The following is a 16,630-nucleotide window of genomic DNA, read 5'->3' on the forward strand; positions in this document are numbered from 1 at the left end:
CTATGGACAGTAAAATTGAAAAACAATCATTCACACTGACAATGCTAGGGACACTCACTGACTTTTTTCCTGACTTAAAAAAAACCCCCAAACCTACTCCTTATATAAAAGGAGCCAAAGTAAAAGATTACCCTAAAGGAGAAACATTAAGTGTGGTTTCTTCTTTAATTAAAACGAATACATCTGCTAAAACAGCAAAAGTAGACGCCAAGAATCCTTATCCTTTGCAGGCAGATGAAATTACTGTAATTAATGGACCAAAAACTGATGGTGCTAACGTAGGAGAGAAAATTGCCTTGGGTCTTGCTGTAATTCTAAATGCTATAAGCCGCGAACAAACGCAAATCAATATAATTGCTCATAGTAGAGGAGCTGTTGAATCAATTTTAATCGCTCATGAATTAGAAGCAATACAAAAAATCATGACGACATGTGCTACTTTTGAGGAGGTATTAAAGCAATTAACCGAACAACAAACCAAAAGACATAAAGGAAAGCCGACCAATAATACGCCAGATATTATCGAACCGCTAAAATCCCAAATTAATCTAATACCCAAAGAGGAGCAAGAACAGTGGTTCAATAAACTAAAGATGGCTCTGCCTAAGGCTTCAATAAACTTTTTTGGTATAGATCCTGTCCCCGGAGATTGTTTCCCTATTACTTGGTATGACGAGCGATTTTTTATATTGCCTGAAATTATAAAAAATACTGAATTAATTTATTATACAAACGAACATTCCGATTGGGGATTTACTCCGATTTTTCCTGAGATAACCACTAAAGAAAAACAAAATTTTGTTCGTTATTCTATGCCAGGGCATCACGGAACAGGATCAAGCGGGAATAATGGCTCCCAACTGGGAATAATAGTTTCCCCTGATGGTTATAAAACCACTCATGTCCAAAAATTAATGCTCTATAAGCTGCTTCATTTTTTAAGCAAACAGGGTGTCGAATTTAATAATGGCCTCCAGATTTTTAATCAACATAGCGCTTTAGGTAGAAAATATTTAGGAAGTCATATTGAAACGGACCTCATCAATGTATCCACACTCGATTTTCCCACTATTCTACGGGCACTTTATGCAGCAATTGCCAAAAATCAAATAGGTTATGATGCTTATAACTCAACCCATTATTCCTACATGGGTCTCATCAATCAACGCAGAGCATTACTCAAAGGACATACATATGGTCTTTTCAATGATATCTTTGCCACATACTCAGGCTATGTTAATGAAGAGCATGCATTATTAATGCAGGCACATTTTTTTAAAATTTTTGGGCTTGATACTGAACGAAAAAACCCTGCCGAGATGATCAATACAGCAAGCTTAGTCTTAGAAGAACATGTTAAAAAAATAGACAATAAAGAGGCATCTATTTTGGATTATGAAATTACTCGCAAAAATGTGTTGGAAACATTTGGTGTAGTGATTCGTCAAGTAAGCCAACAATACTTAACTGAGGATTGGTATTCCGTTGAAAAACAAAAAGAAAAAGAAATCCTGTATGAAGCAATTATTAATATTTTGACTAAATTTAAAGAGTTATCTGCATCGGATAATTCAACGATTCAACAGTTTGTAGCGGAACTTCTGCTCTTAAGTTTCACCAGTATAAACCATACACTGATTACCCAATCTCAAGGGTTAGAAAAAGACTTTCATTACTTACAAGAATCAATAGACAATCGCTTAACTCATTTTTTTAATGCATTATTGATGCAATTAAATCACGTCGAAAATAACTCCCTAATAACTCTAAATGAAATTATAAATTCCGAAGAATATAAAATACTACCCAACTATCCGTCCGAAATTAAAATAACTCATATCTATAAAAAACTGGCTGGAAAAGGCCTAGAAAAATACAGCCTAGAGCAACTCACCCAAAGCTATGAAGAACAATTCGCAGATACTATTGAAGATTTTGCAAAGCTTTATCAACAAATTCAGACCTTTATTCATGATTTGGCTGCCCTACGAAGTATAGTTCCTAATGATAAAATCGAAGTTGATGAACTGGATTCGTTAAAACTCGCTAATGGATTAATCGTAACAGCCGCAGAACGATTTTATAAAGACAGACCCCAAGCTCTTCCACCTATTGCGGAAATAGGCTCATTTTTAAAATTGGCAGAACAACATGCTATTGATAATTTTGGTGTCATTGATCGCAGCAAAGAAAATAAAGGAGCAGAAACAGGTACAGTAGAAACAAGCAGTGTCTTTTCAAGAACGTTTTCTTTCTTCTGGAGCCCGATGTCACGAATGATATATGGAACTCAAGTTACTCCCCCTTCTCATGGAGAGATCACTCCTAAGACAGATATTACCCCCAGCCCTACATAAGGAGAGGATGATATTCTTTAGAAAATTTAGGACCTTGAAGAAATATATGTATTTGAGCAAACCCTGTTTTTGCAATAGGGTTCGCTTCTATTGAGGATTCTCCGATAATTATTCTTTTAATTTACTTTGGAGACAATTGTTCATACAAATCATCTTGAATTTTCTCTACTTCAGGAATCAAAGGAGCTTTAGTGAGTGCGAAGAGAGTAAATTGAGATTGAAAGCCTAATGATTTTCTTGCCGAATTAATAGCATTAATAAATACATTAGCAAATGATTTTGAAAGATTGGTTAGATAATCCCCCCACCCTAATTCTTTTTCTAATAAATGCTTGGTATTATTTATTGCAGTGGTGGATGTATCCATAAATACTATCTTTGCTTGCTCTTTTGTCATCGCTGAATTTGCTGTATTGATTTTATAAGTATCAATCGCTTCAGCTAACTGAATTCTTAATTGATCAGCGACGCTTAACGCATGCTGATTTGGTTTAGGAGTATTTCGCAATTCAGCCACTTTTTGAGCGAAAGTGTCATAGATTTTCACTAATAAATCATGTTCATTAATTGGTGATGATTGCACAGATTCTTCTGTAGGAATCAATCGAATTGGAGGTAATGGTTGATTTCTTTCTAATACATCGATCATATTCGGATCAAGCTTGAAATCTTCAGAACTTACTCCTCCTCGCCTATTTCTGTACTCAACCACTTGAGTAACCAGCTCATTAAAAGCATTAGTTTCTCTAGGTATGACCACAGGTAAAATCTCATTGCGACGCTCTCTAAGAGCTGCTAATTGCTCTTTGATATGGGCCAATGTTTCTGAAGATGGCTCCTCCATCTCAAGTTGAGGTATTACTATTTCTTCCAAATAGCGTAAGCAATTTAATCCCCACTTGATTGAGTCTTCTAGTGGTCTAAAATGTCCAGAAAATACTGCATTAGTCATATGCGCTAAACTAACCAAGTGGCCCTTGGCTGCAGCTTTTTGCATATAATCAAATCTTCGTTGCGAAAGGATAGGATCATTCTTAGAAATTAAATTAAGTGCGTAAAATTCGCCTCCGGTTGTAGCTTGTTCTTCAATTCGGGAAAATAGATGGAATTGTTTATTGATAACATCTACGGTTACAAAAGAACCTTTATAAATTTTACTTAAGTCCAGAGCTATTTTTTCCAAACTGTCATGAACTTCTAAAATACGGACGTTCCTCGAGTCTAAGGAAGGTATGGGGTTATTTAATCTATCTAATCGACTAATTAATTCGTCTAGTTGATTGCTTTTTATACTGAGCTCTGCTAGCAAAATATCAATATCTGAATAAACAAAATTGACATCAAAAGTAAATTCTACCCTTTTATCTAATAAATACTGTTGGCGTTTAATAGGATCTGATAAAACCTCATAAGCTTGCTGTATTCTCTGAAATACTATTCCAGCACGCTGACTGCCACCATTTTTATCTGGGTGAAACTCCGTAGCTAATTTTCTCCATTGGCTTTTTAAGCCTTCCAAACCCAATTCGTTAAAAGAATGCTCACTCATTTGCAAAGCAGCAAAATGATCCATACTTTTAACTTCATTATTGTCTTCTAAGTAGTAACTAAATTTATCGGTCATATTCAAGCTTTAAAGTTAAATGAAGCAATAATTATACTTTTTTTGATCATAAAATACAAACTATGATTTATTTTTAATCTTTTGGGTGTGCTGAACATTTCAAGAATGGATCAAACGCATTTTTTTAGGTTAAATTTTGAAAAGATTCCCTAGGCTTTATGCGCAGGATATGATCGTCGTAATCTATTTAAATCAATATTGTATTCTTGCAAAGCTGGATGTTGCGCATAAAGCGCAGCATTTTTACGCCTTTTATATTGAACTTACTTAATTTAAAAGCAATCTGTGTTCATTCACCTGTTCAATTTCAACATCTTGTTTTGATTGGCCGATTTGACCCACTATACCCAGCGAAGCTTTAGTTAAATTTTCTGCTTCTTTAAGACAATTTACTGTTTTAATTGCCCATTTCCCGGTTACACCAAGTGTTACAAGTTGATTAGCAAGCTTACTCAATCCTGTAGTTAGCAAATTAGTGGCGATAAAAGCAACTCCAATCAACTCTCCAGCCGATGGGGCTGCTCCAAATCGAAAGAGGTTATAAAGTATCGTTCCCAAATTTTTTAACGCAAGAGGAACGCTAACAACTAAAGATACATAGGATGCAACTAAAGCAATTGGAGTCATAATTGGAGCTAATGGCGGAATAAATGATAAAGCAGTAGCACCTATGGCAATAACAGTTGCTGTTATTGCTACTTTAGAACCACAATTTTGTAATGTATTCACGAATGTTGAAAAACTTCTTGATGGTTTTTGCGCGTATTTAAAATTCAAATCGTTAATTTGATAGTAAAAGATTTTAGTCTTGGCCAAACTTTCTTGCAATCTATAAACATCGATTTGTTTATTTGACGCAGTGTTTACCATGCTCTTGAGTCGTTGATGAATTTCGGAAAACAGTTCATCAAATTTTTTGCGGCGACTCAGCACTTCAAATCGAGAAGATTCTATTGCCAAACCTTCTTGTTCAATCAGCTTGTTCATATCAATAAGTTTCTTTGTAATTTGTGGACTAATTGATGCACTTTTACAATCTCTAAAAAAATACAAGCATGCTGATTGTGAAAATAACAATTGACCGAAAAGGATAATGCTCTCTAGTTGTTGCAGCTTTTGTTTACGAATCGTTTTGTCTTTTTCTAATTTTATGTCTTCCCGAAGTTGAGCAAGCGCTTTCTTCTCAATTTCTTCAAAATCCACTTTAGTTTTTAAGGTAGAAATCCTTAATGGTTGAGCAAGAATTTCAGGACCAAAAACAGAATGAATTACATGAGGTTCTGCTTGAGGAAAAAGTGTGCGTAGTTGCAAAGTGACCTCTTTTGCAATGGCATTATATTCATTTCTGTTCAATTTTTGGTGCATTTTGGTAGGAAAAATTAAAGTTTAATTAATATTAATCAATTTGATCAATATAATACAAGTTATTGTGCAAGACAAGCGAATTTCATGGTGACACAATTTGAGAGAACATCCCCTAATTGGCTGTATTTCAACTTTAATTTCCCCGAAATGCTCAGGGGAAAGCTAGCGCATATTATCTTAGCAATTGCAGTTGGAAGTAGATTATCAAACACAAAATGTGGGACACCCTTCTATACTACTCAAGAAAAAGTTGTTGTTTTAGATGCTCCTTGGTTTCATTTAATCTCTTTAAAAATCCGATCTATTAATTCATTTCTTATATTGCTTACCCTTTTTAAATTCTCTATATCTTGACTCATATTGACTTTTATATTGATAAGAAATTATCTCAGCTTTATAATTTACTTTTAATAATAGGAAAATAAAACATAATGGAGCAGTTAAAATCCTATTTCCTTCAAAATACGACCCTTAAAACTGAAATCATCGCTGGCATTACTACTTTTTTAACCATGGTGTATATAGCATTTATTAATCCAGCAATACTCCATGATGCCGGTATGGACCAAGGGGCCGTATTTACTGCGACTTGTCTTATCACTGCCTTTGCATGTTTACTCACAGGAATAATCGCTAATACCCCCATTGGTATTGCTCCAGGTATGGCATTAAATGTCTTTTTTTCTTATACAGTAGTAAAAGGAATGGGAATACCATGGGAACATGCTCTAGCCATTGTCTTTCTTTCAGGTGTCTTATTTATTTTCGTATCACTCACAAGCTTAAGACGCCTACTTATAGAGGCGATTCCTTATAATTTACAAATCGCTATTTTAATTGGCATTAGTTTATTGATCGCCCTTATTACTTTAAAAAACAACCAAATCATCGTTACTGATCCACATCATTTGATGCATCTTGGTGCAATGAATCGTCCTGAGAGTGGATTATTTTTTTTGGGATTTCTGCTCATACTCACCTTAGACTATTTTCAGATACCAGGTGCAATTATTATTGGTATTCTTAGTATTACTACTTTGAGTTTATTAACAGGATTATCAAGCTGGGAAGGATTGATGTCCATGCCCCCTTCGATAATGCCCACATTTTTAAAACTCGATTTTTCTGGACTAAACACTATTTTAGCAATGAAGGCGATGTTTACCTTTTTTTTAATTGCCGTATTTGATGCTACAGGAACTTTAATTGGTTTATTAAATCCTACACTATTTAAACAACAAAAAAACTATGCCAAACGTTTGAGTAATTGTTTGACTGCAGATGCGATAGCCTCTGCAATGGCGGGATTATTAGGCTCCGCAAGCACTTCCCCGTATATCGAATCTGCAGCAGGAATAGAAGCAGGCGGACGCGGCGGATTAACAGCAATAATCATTGGAATAGGTTTTATTCTCATGCTATTTTTCTCCCCTTTAGCTAAGATGATTCCTAATTTTGCAGTAGGCCCTGCACTCTTGTACGTAGCTTGTTGTATGATGAAACATTTAACGGATATGAAGTTGCCAGATATTAGTGAAACAGCTCCTTGTATGGTTACTATCATGATGATTCCATTCACTGCATCCATAGCTGATGGAATCGGCGGAGGTATTATTCTTTATACTCTATTAAAGTTGTTAACTCGACAAAGAATTAATTTTTTACTTTTTATATTAAGTTTTGTTTTCATAATCTTTTTTCTTATCAGTTAGGCCCAATGCTGGGACCATCATTTGTTTAAGTGAAATATCGAATTAGCACGAGGCTGTTGACGAAGTAGCATCATTAGTGTAGAAATTGCATTTAGTGCGTCACTATTTAACAACAAAGTCTTATAGCGAACACTCAAGGAGTTTTTTAACGGAGGCCATAATGAAATTTTTTGATAGAAAAACCAACACTCTATTTATTACTAGTGGAAAAACAAACGTAGCTGATTTATCAGATAATCAATTAATACAAGTATTTGAACCCCAAGCAGAAGAACCTTCATTTTATAAACTTCGCCGACAAAATGCTGGACTATTAGGTAATCATTTCGAAAAACACTTCATCAGTAATAGCACATGTCAAGAATATGTCGGTAATTACGATCTCAGTCATTCCAGTAATACAGATCTTGAAGAAGTTCAAACTATTATTTGTTGTCCTTAGTCACAGAGAGCAAACTTTTATTCCACTGTAGAACCTCAAGAAAAATGATTCGCACAGTGCAGTTTATGTGCGAATAACGAAGAATAAACAAAAATAGGCCTACTGCAGAATGTGGGATTTACTAAAAAAAGTTTGGCTTGGTATCTCTCCTGTAAAGGGCTTTAAAATTAGCAGGAGACATGGAGTTTGTTGACAATTTATTTTGCACCTTTAAGGGTTCCAATTGTCAACAAACCCTATATACATTAAGAGAACTATCTGCCTATAATGCATGAAGATGATATTTAAAATATACAAATTTAAATCATCATTCTCTTTGTAGTTGAAATAAAAAATTAACTCTTTATTCTAATAAGGATGAACTATGAAACATGTATCAACTTCAGGAAATACTCATACCCATACTCACCCCTCAACAACTCACGTACACACTCATGCTCCTACTACAAACCCAACTGTTGTAGTAACACATCCACCGCAAACTGTTGTAGTAACTTCTACTCCTTATGGCTTTTTTACTCCTTACCAACCACAATATCCTAACTATCATAATCACAATCAACACTCACATACTCACCAGCATCCTGATCCAAATTCATACACTCATACTCATCGCCCTTAATGGAGAATGAGAGTCATATAATCTAGGAATGGTATAAATTTTTGGACTCGCGCTGATAGCGCGTGTTTTCAACGAGAAAATGTTTCATCTAAAATTCTAAACATACAAGCACTCGCTCAAGGGTGTGAGTGTAAGACAGCCTAGGTGAAAAACATCACCCTCCGCAAAGTTCATAGTCAATTTTTTCTTAAGTTGGCACCTATGCGCAACAGCGGAGGAGCTAAACATCGGTCAGAAATATACGGTGAATAAGGGACTGGATATCGATATTGCCTTTGAAGCAAAATCTTTTCCGAATAATACCATGCATCAATTTTCCTATTTTTATCAGAAATATAAACATCTCAATCAGACACCTCTGCGAGCAAATATCCCTAATTGTACAATTCTTATAAATATCAAATCATAATATGGAAAAGTTATTCTCACTATTGTAGATTAATCTTCAGAATGGTTAAGGTTTTTGAAGTAAAATGTGATGTTGTTTCAAAATACCTTAATTACTCGCCAAAAAAACTATGGTAAGTTAGTAATTTTAGTTATTATGTTACTTACTTAGGATTTTGCGGTTTTTCAATGCGCTCTATAGTTATTATTTTTTTAATATTTATTTGCTCTGCATTTACTCATGCAAATGAAATTAATATTTCCACGACGACTAAAAATGGAAGTACTCTTTTTTTTCTGCAAGCAGGTGCATTCAATTTAGAAAAAGATGCACAACAGCGTCAAAAAGAACTTTCCGTGCTTGTGAATGAACCAGTAGAAATTAAAAGTTTATCGGATAAAAAACTTTATCTTGTACAAATTGGCCCAATTAGTGATTATCTTAGCGCACGAGATTTGCAGAATAAATTATCTAAAAAAGTCAATTCTAGCACCAATCAACAAACTACTTCTTTCGCTCCACCGAACCAAGCTGGAAATACAGAGGAGCAAGCTCAAACGCTCCCTATTAACAGCAAATTATGGAATTTAAGAAATGCTGACATTCGTGCGGTTATCGCGGAAGTATCACGAGTTACTGGCAAAAATTTCGTCATCGATCCTCGGGTCCAAGGAAAAATATCAATTATTTCTTCAACGCCAATGAATAATGATGAACTCTATCAAGTTTTTCTTTCAGTATTACAAGTATCTGGCTATGCAGCTATCCCAAGTGGGGCTGTTATTAAAATTATCCCTAACATAGATGCAAAAACACAATCCCCTGATATTTTGAATGAAATAAAGCATCCCCCTCATGGGGATGACATGATGGTCGCAGTAGTACCCGTTCACTACGTCCCAGCAGAGCAATTAGTTCCTGTTTTACGACCATTAATGCCTCAATGGAGTAGTATTTCAGCTTATGCCCCTTCTAATATGCTGATTTTATCAGGCCGAGCCAATAACATTCATAGCCTTGCTGATATCATCAAACAAGTGGATAATTCATCTACAAGTGGAATCGATATGATCCATTTACAGCATTCATTGGCTATGGATATTGCGGCTACCTTGAAAGATCTGGTAAAAACTCAACCCAACATGGGAGGAGCACGAGCACAGACAACTATTGCCGCTGATGATCGCTCGAATTCCATTTTAATCAGTGGTTCCAAAACAGACCGAATACGAATTAGAATGTTGATCTTAAAGCTGGATAAGGAAAGCTCTGAGGGTCTTAATGCGAATACTCAAGTTGTTTATCTTAATTATCTCAGAGCAGAAGATTTAGTGCCTATTCTTGCTGGGATCGCACAAGCAAACTTTAGTGGTAATGTTGGCACAACTATTGGAACAATAACACGTCCTGCATTAGACAGTACAAATCCTGCCTCCAATCTTGCCAACAATAGTAATAACGCAACCACACAAAGTTCTACATCTCTTTATCCTGTATCCAGTGGTTCATTAGCTTCACCTGGAGCAACTGCCAATACAACATCGGCAACAACTCAAAATGAAGGAACAACTAAACCTACGGTACAAATTATTGCAGAACCCAACACGAACTCAATCATTCTCAATGCTCCTGCATCAGTGATACATATTCTAAAAAGAGTCATAGGGCAACTGGATATTAAACCCGCACAGTTACTTATCGAAGCACTTGTAGCTGAAATTAATCAAGATGATGTCAATGATTTAGGTATAGAATGGGGAAGCAATCAGCAAACAGGAAAACCAGGCGGCTTTAGAAATGGCTTTGCGATCATTAATAGTAAAACTCAAATTGCAGATTTCCAAGCACAAATTTATGCTTTGGCAAGAGCACATAAAGCCAACATTCTATCAACCCCGTCTGTTGTAGTCCTTGATAACCGCCAAGCTAAGATCCTGGTGGGAAAACAAGTTTCTGTTGCTTCCACAAATTATCCTAATAATGCCGGAGGCACCACACCTGCAAGCCCCTATACAACTTTTGATCGCGTCAATGTGGCCTTACATCTTTATGTTCGTCCCCAAATTACACGTGGAAATGGAATTCAGATGCAAATCGATCAAGGCAATGATACTTTAGATCCGCCAGCTACTGCAGAAGCATCCGTGAATCCAACTTTTAGAATCAGCAGCATCGTTACCTCAGTCCATGTTGAAAGTGGTGACATTGTTGTGCTAGGAGGATTAACTCAAGACAGATTAGATAATGACAATAACCGCCTACCAATCCTAGGAGATCTTCCTGGTGTAGGTCGTTTATTTAAACGTAATATAAATACCCGAGAAAAACGAGTTCTTATGGTTTTTATCAAACCTATTATCATACGTAATGAAAGAGATAATATGCATCTATCTGGCGAAAAATATAATAATATTCGCCAATATGAGTTGGATTGGCTAAGATCACAAGATGCATTTGTACAAAGTAATAATGCAACAGTCATGCCTGCATTAAAACGAGCTGACTTACCTAAACCATTTAGTCGTCCACCTTTATTAGTGACAAAGTAATGGAACATGAAGAAAAATTACTACAAATCCCCTACAGTTTTGCAAAAAACAACGGGATTGTAGTGGCTAATGAAATGACCAATAACCAGGCTACCGTTTATTATTTATCAAATACGTCCCTGCAAGCTCTGGCAGAAGTAAAACGTTTATTACAATGTGGGTTTTCTTTAAAAAAAGTGGATGAATCGGCTTTCCAACAAGAATTAGCTCACGTTTATCAATCTAAATCATCCATATTAGATGCTGCGGGGGGCATGGAAGAAGATATGGATCTTTCATTACTTGCCAGTCAACTACCTGTTAGTGAGGATTTATTAGAAAACCAAGATGATGCCCCAATAATACGTTTGCTAAACGCCCTATTTACTCAAGCAATAAAACAAAAAGCATCTGATATTCATATTGAAACCTATGAAGATAGAGTCTTGGTACGTAATCGCATTGATGGTGTATTGCATGAAGTTTTAGAAATTCAACGTGCCATTGCTCCTCTGGTAATTTCCAGAGTCAAAGTGATGGCAAAATTAGATATTGCAGAAAAACGCATTCCACAAGATGGGCGTATTTCACTACGCATTGGTGGCCATAATATCGATGTACGTGTCTCTACTCTTCCCTCTAATCATGGAGAACGGGTAGTTTTGAGGATCTTGGATAAACAAGCTGCCCAATTAGATTTAAATCTGCTAGGCATGCCTAAAGCGACTCTAAAAGCGATGCGGAAGATGATTGCAGAACCTCATGGTATTATTTTAGTGACTGGTCCAACAGGTTCTGGAAAAACGACCTCTTTATATGCCATGCTGACTGAATTAAATCAAGTCACCCGAAATATTCTTACCATTGAGGATCCTATAGAATATGATCTTGAGGGTATAGGACAAACTCAAGTGAACACCAAAGTACAAATGACCTTCGCTAAAGGTCTAAGAGCTATTCTCAGGCAAGATCCTGATGTAGTCATGATAGGAGAAATTCGTGATCTCGAAACTGCTGAGATTGCAGTTCAAGCCAGTCTTACTGGACACCTTGTACTTTCTACGTTACATACAAATAGCGCCTTAGGAGCATTGACTCGCCTACGTGATATGGGGGTAGAGTCCTTTCTTTTATCATCCAGTATTGTTGGACTTATTGCACAACGACTGGTTAGAAAATTATGTTCCCATTGCAAAACTCCGCATCAATTAAGAGATGATGAAAAGGAGCTCATGGGACTCACTTCTGATACGGACATATCCAAAGTTTGTGAACCTAAAGGGTGTGACTTATGCAATCACTTGGGTTACAGAGGAAGAACGGGTATTTATGAACTTATCACCATAGATGAAGTATTAAGAGGTATGATTCATCGTCACGAAGATTTGCAAACTATGGAAGAACATCTGCGCCCAACAAGTCCTAGCATTCGCGATGATGGTTTTAAACGAGTACTTGCTGGAGATACTTCACTTGCTGAAATTCTTCGAGTAACAACCCAAAGTTAAAAATAATAAGCATATACCCCGAGCAATTTATAATGCTCTTATATGCAACCACTCTTGATTGTAAGCATTCACGTAATGGCGTCAACTTAAGTGTGTATTTGTTAACAAACACGCCGAAAAGTTTGATGTCGCTTGGGTTTCCCTACCTTGTCTCGGCTAAAGATTCGGTTTGTCTTATTTTGACTGTTGCACGCAAAGCGCCTCTCTCAAAAAGTTTTTGGAATAATTCTGGCTCACCGTTTCCTAAGACGACTTGCTGCAGTTGCTGGTGCATGACTCCGAATAAAACGGAAAAATTTAATCGGTAAGTACCTGGATTGTCAGGATCCCAAGCTCCTTGAGCATCGCAAAATTGTAGCGATAATACATTACACATAAAAAGATGGGACCAAAACTCTTGGAGCACTGCTTCTAAATGAATAAATTCCTGAAAAACTCTTAATTTCCATGGATGCTATCCGATTTCCTGGTCTGTTAAATGACTTAAAGCTCCTAATGACGAAGAATGATAGGGATATGTGTGTGCATATTCTGTCAATCCCCTTATAAATGGAGGATAATTCATCTGTCTTATTAATCTGCTACTTAACAAGTGTTAAAGAAAAGTGTATTATTTATGAATATAAAGTTACTTTTTTTAACTAAAGGCCTATTTTGATTAATACAGTGGCTTTGTGAACTAAATTATCACATGGTCAAATTCAACCCACCTTTAACTTATCCCAAAGTAATTGAAAGTAAGGACTGTGAGTTATTCACCTGTTGGCAAGTAATTCAATCGTTTAATATCCCAGAATTGTCTCTTGAGATAGATTTGTCACTTCAGGTTATCCTGGGAAGTGTTATTAAAGAAATAATCTCTTCTTTTGTTATCAAAGCCTATCTTATGAGACTACGCAAATATTGATAAAAAATTGGTAGTAAGCCATCCGGCTCTGTCGAAACAGCACAGCCCTCCCTAAAACAAAGGCATACATGCTGCTCGACACATTTTGATAGATCCGTACTACGGGCAAGAATCTTAGCTCTTTTTCATCAGATTTTGAACATCACCCACTAAACTCATATCATTAGGATCCAGAGATAATACCGGCTTTCCTTCGCTAAAATCGAGCTTGTTTAGATCAAGCCAAATAATGTTCGGGGTGATGGTCGTGTTAAAATAAAAAGTTTTATTGGTTAAATCAGCTACCGAAACCCAGCGAGTTGCCCATGCGTCCTCTGTTTCGTTTCCTGAGGTATCAACGGCACCAAAAGGAACCATCGCCGTTCTAATCACTGATAAAACTCCAGCCACTGCCTCGCGTATATCTTTTGGGCTCGGCAATGTTTTTAGATAAGTTGCTACACGAACAAAACGACTTAATGGATCGCAATCCCCCGGCAAAGCTAATTTTCCACCAAATGATTTATAATTTTTTAAGTTTTCTAATTGGATTTTGTAAGCAGGTTCATTAGTCATGACGGTATATTGAGAGCCATGATAAACAATTTTTTTACCATCAATAAACTCAATTACCGCTGCATCTCCACTAGGATCTTGCACACTTAGATGAAGTGGCCACTTTTTATCATGTAAAACGGTCTCTGTTAGTTGAAAATCATTGGTAGAGTTTACTACTTCAGCAACAGTTTTATAATTATCTAAAATGTATTGTGCCCATAAGGTATTTGAAAGAGCAGGAAGTTTCTCATTGCGTGCTTCAAAAGATGAGCCAGTTAAGTAAAGTAAGTGAGCCGATAAACCATGCTCGTTGATGCCATCAGAAGCAGCTGAAGTTTTAAATTCAGTAACAACCACCGAGCCGTATTTTGACTTCCACTTCAACGAATTAGGACCGGCTTCTCCTTGGCGAGTCATTCCACGAGAATATACAAGAATTGTTGGCGTGTCGGGAATAAATAAATCTACAGTACGAGCGACTACTTTTGCTTTATCATTGTTATTCCAAAACACAGTGGTGCAACTGTATGAGCTCGTAACAAGCAATGTAAAAATAAGTCCTAAAAAAATATTCTTCTTCATGAAATTCCTTTTAAATGAGTTACTTTTCTATAGTAGTGGGGTAAGAGCAGAAGGGCAAGTAAGCGTTCACGCCTCATGCATCGAAAAGGTTAATTTGGCACAAATTGAATAAAAATAAATCATTCCATCAAGAGACAAGCATACTTCCTGAACAGATACCTTGATTTTTATACTAAAAATTTTCTTTTTATTAACCTGCACCAATAAAATAACTTTGATTTAAACGCCCAAGATTTGCAATTCTAACTCTTGGTATACATATAAGCCCCTGCCCCTCTACTTCCGGGACAATACTATGTTCCAGAATCTCAAGCAACATTTTTCCTAACTCTGGTTTCATCGCAGTTCGCTCTTCATTTTCCATCCAATATAGTTGAAGGTAAACTTTTGCCGCCTTGGGGTTGTTAAAACCAATATAAGAATAACTCTCTTGAATAACTCCACTATAAGCAGTATTCACATCCATATTGGGTACAATTCGCAAAGCATTATGAATCTTCTCGAAAAGGCTTTTAAAATTAATAAAGTTGGCATTTATATTTTGAGAAATGGTAAGCGTCAACTGAGGCATTATTGATTCCTATATTTTTGGAGATCATGCTACAACATAGGATTTATGACAAGCCTAATCTTCATCCTCAATGATATTCACGCATTATCCTCCTAACGCAAGATATAATTTGACAGTATCCTGATAACGTTGCGCTTGGGCGCGGACATAACCCAATCGAGCTTGTGCATAATCCCGTTCAGCATTAAGAATTTCTAAAACCCCAACATTTCCTTCATTAAAACTAACCCTAGCCAATTTCAAGGAGTTTTTTGCTGTGTTCACTGCTTTTTTTTGCAACATTACTTCTTCTTCATCATGCAGCAGTGCATACAGCACATTATGTACTTCTCCAAAAGCATTTAAAACAATTTGTTGGTAATTTGCATAAGCTGATTGATAAGCATGTATGGATGCTCGACGTTGCGCACGCAATGTCCCTCCATTAAAAATGGGTGTAGTTAAATTTCCAATAAGGCTCCAAGCATTAGAAGAACCATTCAATGGGATAAGGGCTTCTTGCATGGCTGTAGCTGATATAGTGATGTTAGGGTAAAGTTGTGCCGTGGCAATTCCAATATCTGCACTTGCAGCATGAAGTATGGATTCTGCGGCAAGAATATCGGGCCTTTTATGTACCAGTTTAGATGGAAGACTTAAGGGTAATTCTTTGGGTAAAGTAATATCTTTTAACTTAAAAGTATCTATTTTAAAATGTGCCGGAGGAATACCCAGTAAAATACTTAACTTACTTTGTGCGACTTTTATTCGTTGATATAGAGGGGGTAATAGAGTTTCATCTTTAGTTAATTGGCTTTGAGCACTTAAAACTTGTGTTTGAGTAGTTGCTCCTAAATCAAAAGCTTTTCGTACCAATTGCACGTTTTTTTTATCATCAAGAATGATTTCTTGAGTAGCAGTTAACTGAGAATTTAATTCGGCTATTTCTAAAAAAGCTTCTGCAATATTACCAGTAACCGTAAGATAGGTAGCATTCAATTCTTGTTGCTGATAATCCGCTATAGCCTGTTGTTTTTCAATGGTGCGACGAGTTCCCCCAAATACATCCAGTATATAATTTGCGCTAGGGCCTATTTGATAATAAGTAAATGCTGGAATAGACGTATCAATTGGTCCAAATGAAGCAGCACCATATTTTTGGCGACCAATACCTGCATCCATGGTTCCCTGGGGCCATAATTGTCCTTTAGCAGCTTTTACCATTTCACGTGCTTGAGCCAGGTTTTCTTGCATGACGGTTAAGGAGTAATTATGTTTTTTCCCTTGCTGCATCATTTCATTTAATGCCGATGAATGAAATGATGTCCACCAATTTGTGGGCACATACTTTAATTTAAGCTCTCTTCCTCCAAATTGTTTTTTTATTGTTGCTGTGTACGTTTTACTGGGTACAGCGCTAGGCTTCACGAAATCAGGGCCAACAGCACACGAAGTCAATAAATTAATTCCCACCCCAAAAAGTAAATAATACGGATACAAGTTCATAG

General features: G+C 36.4%; 11 protein-coding genes and 1 pseudogene. 6 read left to right on the top strand and 6 right to left on the bottom strand.

The features are described 5' to 3' along the window. Window positions 1-2: 2 nt before the first annotated feature. Complete coding sequence (locus tag DYH34_RS11785; RefSeq protein ID WP_058465658.1) at window positions 3-2,357, top strand: hypothetical protein; 2,355 nt, start codon at window positions 3-5, stop codon at window positions 2,355-2,357. 121 nt (window positions 2,358-2,478) lie between these two features. Here DYH34_RS11785 and DYH34_RS11790 read toward each other — a convergent pair whose 3' ends face one another. Both DYH34_RS11790 and DYH34_RS11795 read right to left on the bottom strand, forming a co-directional pair. Beyond that, entirely contained in the window at window positions 2,479-3,981 is a 1,503-nt protein-coding gene (locus DYH34_RS11790; protein ID WP_058465657.1) for a J domain-containing protein, read from the bottom strand. 267 nt (window positions 3,982-4,248) lie between these two features. Then, window positions 4,249-5,334, bottom strand: coding sequence for a hypothetical protein (locus DYH34_RS11795; RefSeq protein WP_238589538.1), 1,086 nt, complete (start codon window positions 5,332-5,334; stop codon window positions 4,249-4,251). Between the two features lie 443 nt (window positions 5,335-5,777). On the opposite strand from DYH34_RS11795, the gene DYH34_RS11805 reads away from it, so the two are divergent. The 5 genes from DYH34_RS11805 to lspE all read left to right on the top strand — a co-directional run bounded on the left by DYH34_RS11805 (window position 5,778) and on the right by lspE (window position 12,546). Beyond that, window positions 5,778-7,058: an NCS2 family permease gene (locus DYH34_RS11805; RefSeq protein ID WP_058465654.1), complete on the top strand. Its 1,281-nt coding sequence runs from the start codon at window positions 5,778-5,780 to the stop codon at window positions 7,056-7,058. A gap of 160 nt (window positions 7,059-7,218) precedes the next feature. Further along, window positions 7,219-7,500 (top strand): hypothetical protein, encoded by a 282-nt coding sequence (locus DYH34_RS11810; RefSeq protein ID WP_058465653.1) that lies wholly within the window; start codon window positions 7,219-7,221, stop codon window positions 7,498-7,500. 364 nt (window positions 7,501-7,864) lie between these two features. Continuing rightward, window positions 7,865-8,122, top strand: a complete 258-nt coding sequence (locus tag DYH34_RS11815; protein WP_058465652.1) for a hypothetical protein — start codon at window positions 7,865-7,867, stop codon at window positions 8,120-8,122. A 576-nt stretch (window positions 8,123-8,698) separates the two neighbouring features. Continuing rightward, window positions 8,699-11,059, top strand: coding sequence for a GspD family T2SS secretin variant LspD (lspD, locus tag DYH34_RS11820; RefSeq protein WP_058465651.1), 2,361 nt, complete (start codon window positions 8,699-8,701; stop codon window positions 11,057-11,059). Beyond that, window positions 11,059-12,546 carry a GspE family T2SS ATPase variant LspE gene (gene lspE / locus DYH34_RS11825; protein ID WP_058465650.1) on the top strand — a complete coding sequence of 496 codons (1,488 nt, stop codon included), beginning with the start codon at window positions 11,059-11,061 and terminating at the stop codon, window positions 12,544-12,546. Before lspD ends, lspE begins: the two co-directional genes overlap by 1 nt. A 101-nt stretch (window positions 12,547-12,647) precedes the next feature. Here the strand turns inward: lspE and DYH34_RS11830 are convergent. From DYH34_RS11830 to DYH34_RS11845, 4 genes and pseudogenes are all read right to left on the bottom strand, one after another. Further along, window positions 12,648-12,967 (bottom strand): annotated as a pseudogene (locus DYH34_RS11830) (IS4-like element ISWosp8 family transposase); the annotation flags it as partial. 600 nt (window positions 12,968-13,567) lie between these two features. Beyond that, the gene (locus DYH34_RS11835; RefSeq protein WP_058465648.1) at window positions 13,568-14,572 is read right to left on the bottom strand and encodes a linear amide C-N hydrolase; all 1,005 of its coding nucleotides are present in this window, start codon (window positions 14,570-14,572) and stop codon (window positions 13,568-13,570) included. A 190-nt stretch (window positions 14,573-14,762) separates the two neighbouring features. After that, on the bottom strand, window positions 14,763-15,143 hold the full coding sequence (locus tag DYH34_RS11840; RefSeq protein ID WP_058465647.1) for a hypothetical protein: 381 nt from the start codon (window positions 15,141-15,143) through the stop codon (window positions 14,763-14,765). 84 nt (window positions 15,144-15,227) lie between these two features. Beyond that, on the bottom strand, window positions 15,228-16,628 hold the full coding sequence (locus DYH34_RS11845) for an efflux transporter outer membrane subunit (RefSeq protein WP_058465646.1): 1,401 nt from the start codon (window positions 16,626-16,628) through the stop codon (window positions 15,228-15,230). Between the last annotated feature and the right edge of the window lie 2 nt (window positions 16,629-16,630).

It is taken from the genome of Legionella cincinnatiensis, assembly GCF_900452415.1.
GTDB lineage: Bacteria > Pseudomonadota > Gammaproteobacteria > Legionellales > Legionellaceae > Legionella > Legionella cincinnatiensis.

Excerpts from the sequence above, each read along its gene's own strand:
- DYH34_RS11785 (WP_058465658.1), top strand. The coding sequence starts at position 3 with ATGGACAGTAAAATTGAAAAACAATCATTCACACTGACAATGCTAGGG.
- DYH34_RS11790 (WP_058465657.1), bottom strand. The coding sequence starts at position 3,981 with ATGACCGATAAATTTAGTTACTACTTAGAAGACAATAATGAAGTTAAA.
- DYH34_RS11805 (WP_058465654.1), top strand. The coding sequence starts at position 5,778 with ATGGAGCAGTTAAAATCCTATTTCCTTCAAAATACGACCCTTAAAACT.
- DYH34_RS11810 (WP_058465653.1), top strand. The coding sequence starts at position 7,219 with ATGAAATTTTTTGATAGAAAAACCAACACTCTATTTATTACTAGTGGA.
- DYH34_RS11815 (WP_058465652.1), top strand. The coding sequence starts at position 7,865 with ATGAAACATGTATCAACTTCAGGAAATACTCATACCCATACTCACCCC.
- lspD (WP_058465651.1), top strand. The coding sequence starts at position 8,699 with ATGCGCTCTATAGTTATTATTTTTTTAATATTTATTTGCTCTGCATTT.
- lspE (WP_058465650.1), top strand. The coding sequence starts at position 11,059 with ATGGAACATGAAGAAAAATTACTACAAATCCCCTACAGTTTTGCAAAA.
- DYH34_RS11835 (WP_058465648.1), bottom strand. The coding sequence starts at position 14,572 with ATGAAGAAGAATATTTTTTTAGGACTTATTTTTACATTGCTTGTTACG.
- DYH34_RS11840 (WP_058465647.1), bottom strand. The coding sequence starts at position 15,143 with ATGCCTCAGTTGACGCTTACCATTTCTCAAAATATAAATGCCAACTTT.
- DYH34_RS11845 (WP_058465646.1), bottom strand. The coding sequence starts at position 16,628 with ATGAACTTGTATCCGTATTATTTACTTTTTGGGGTGGGAATTAATTTA.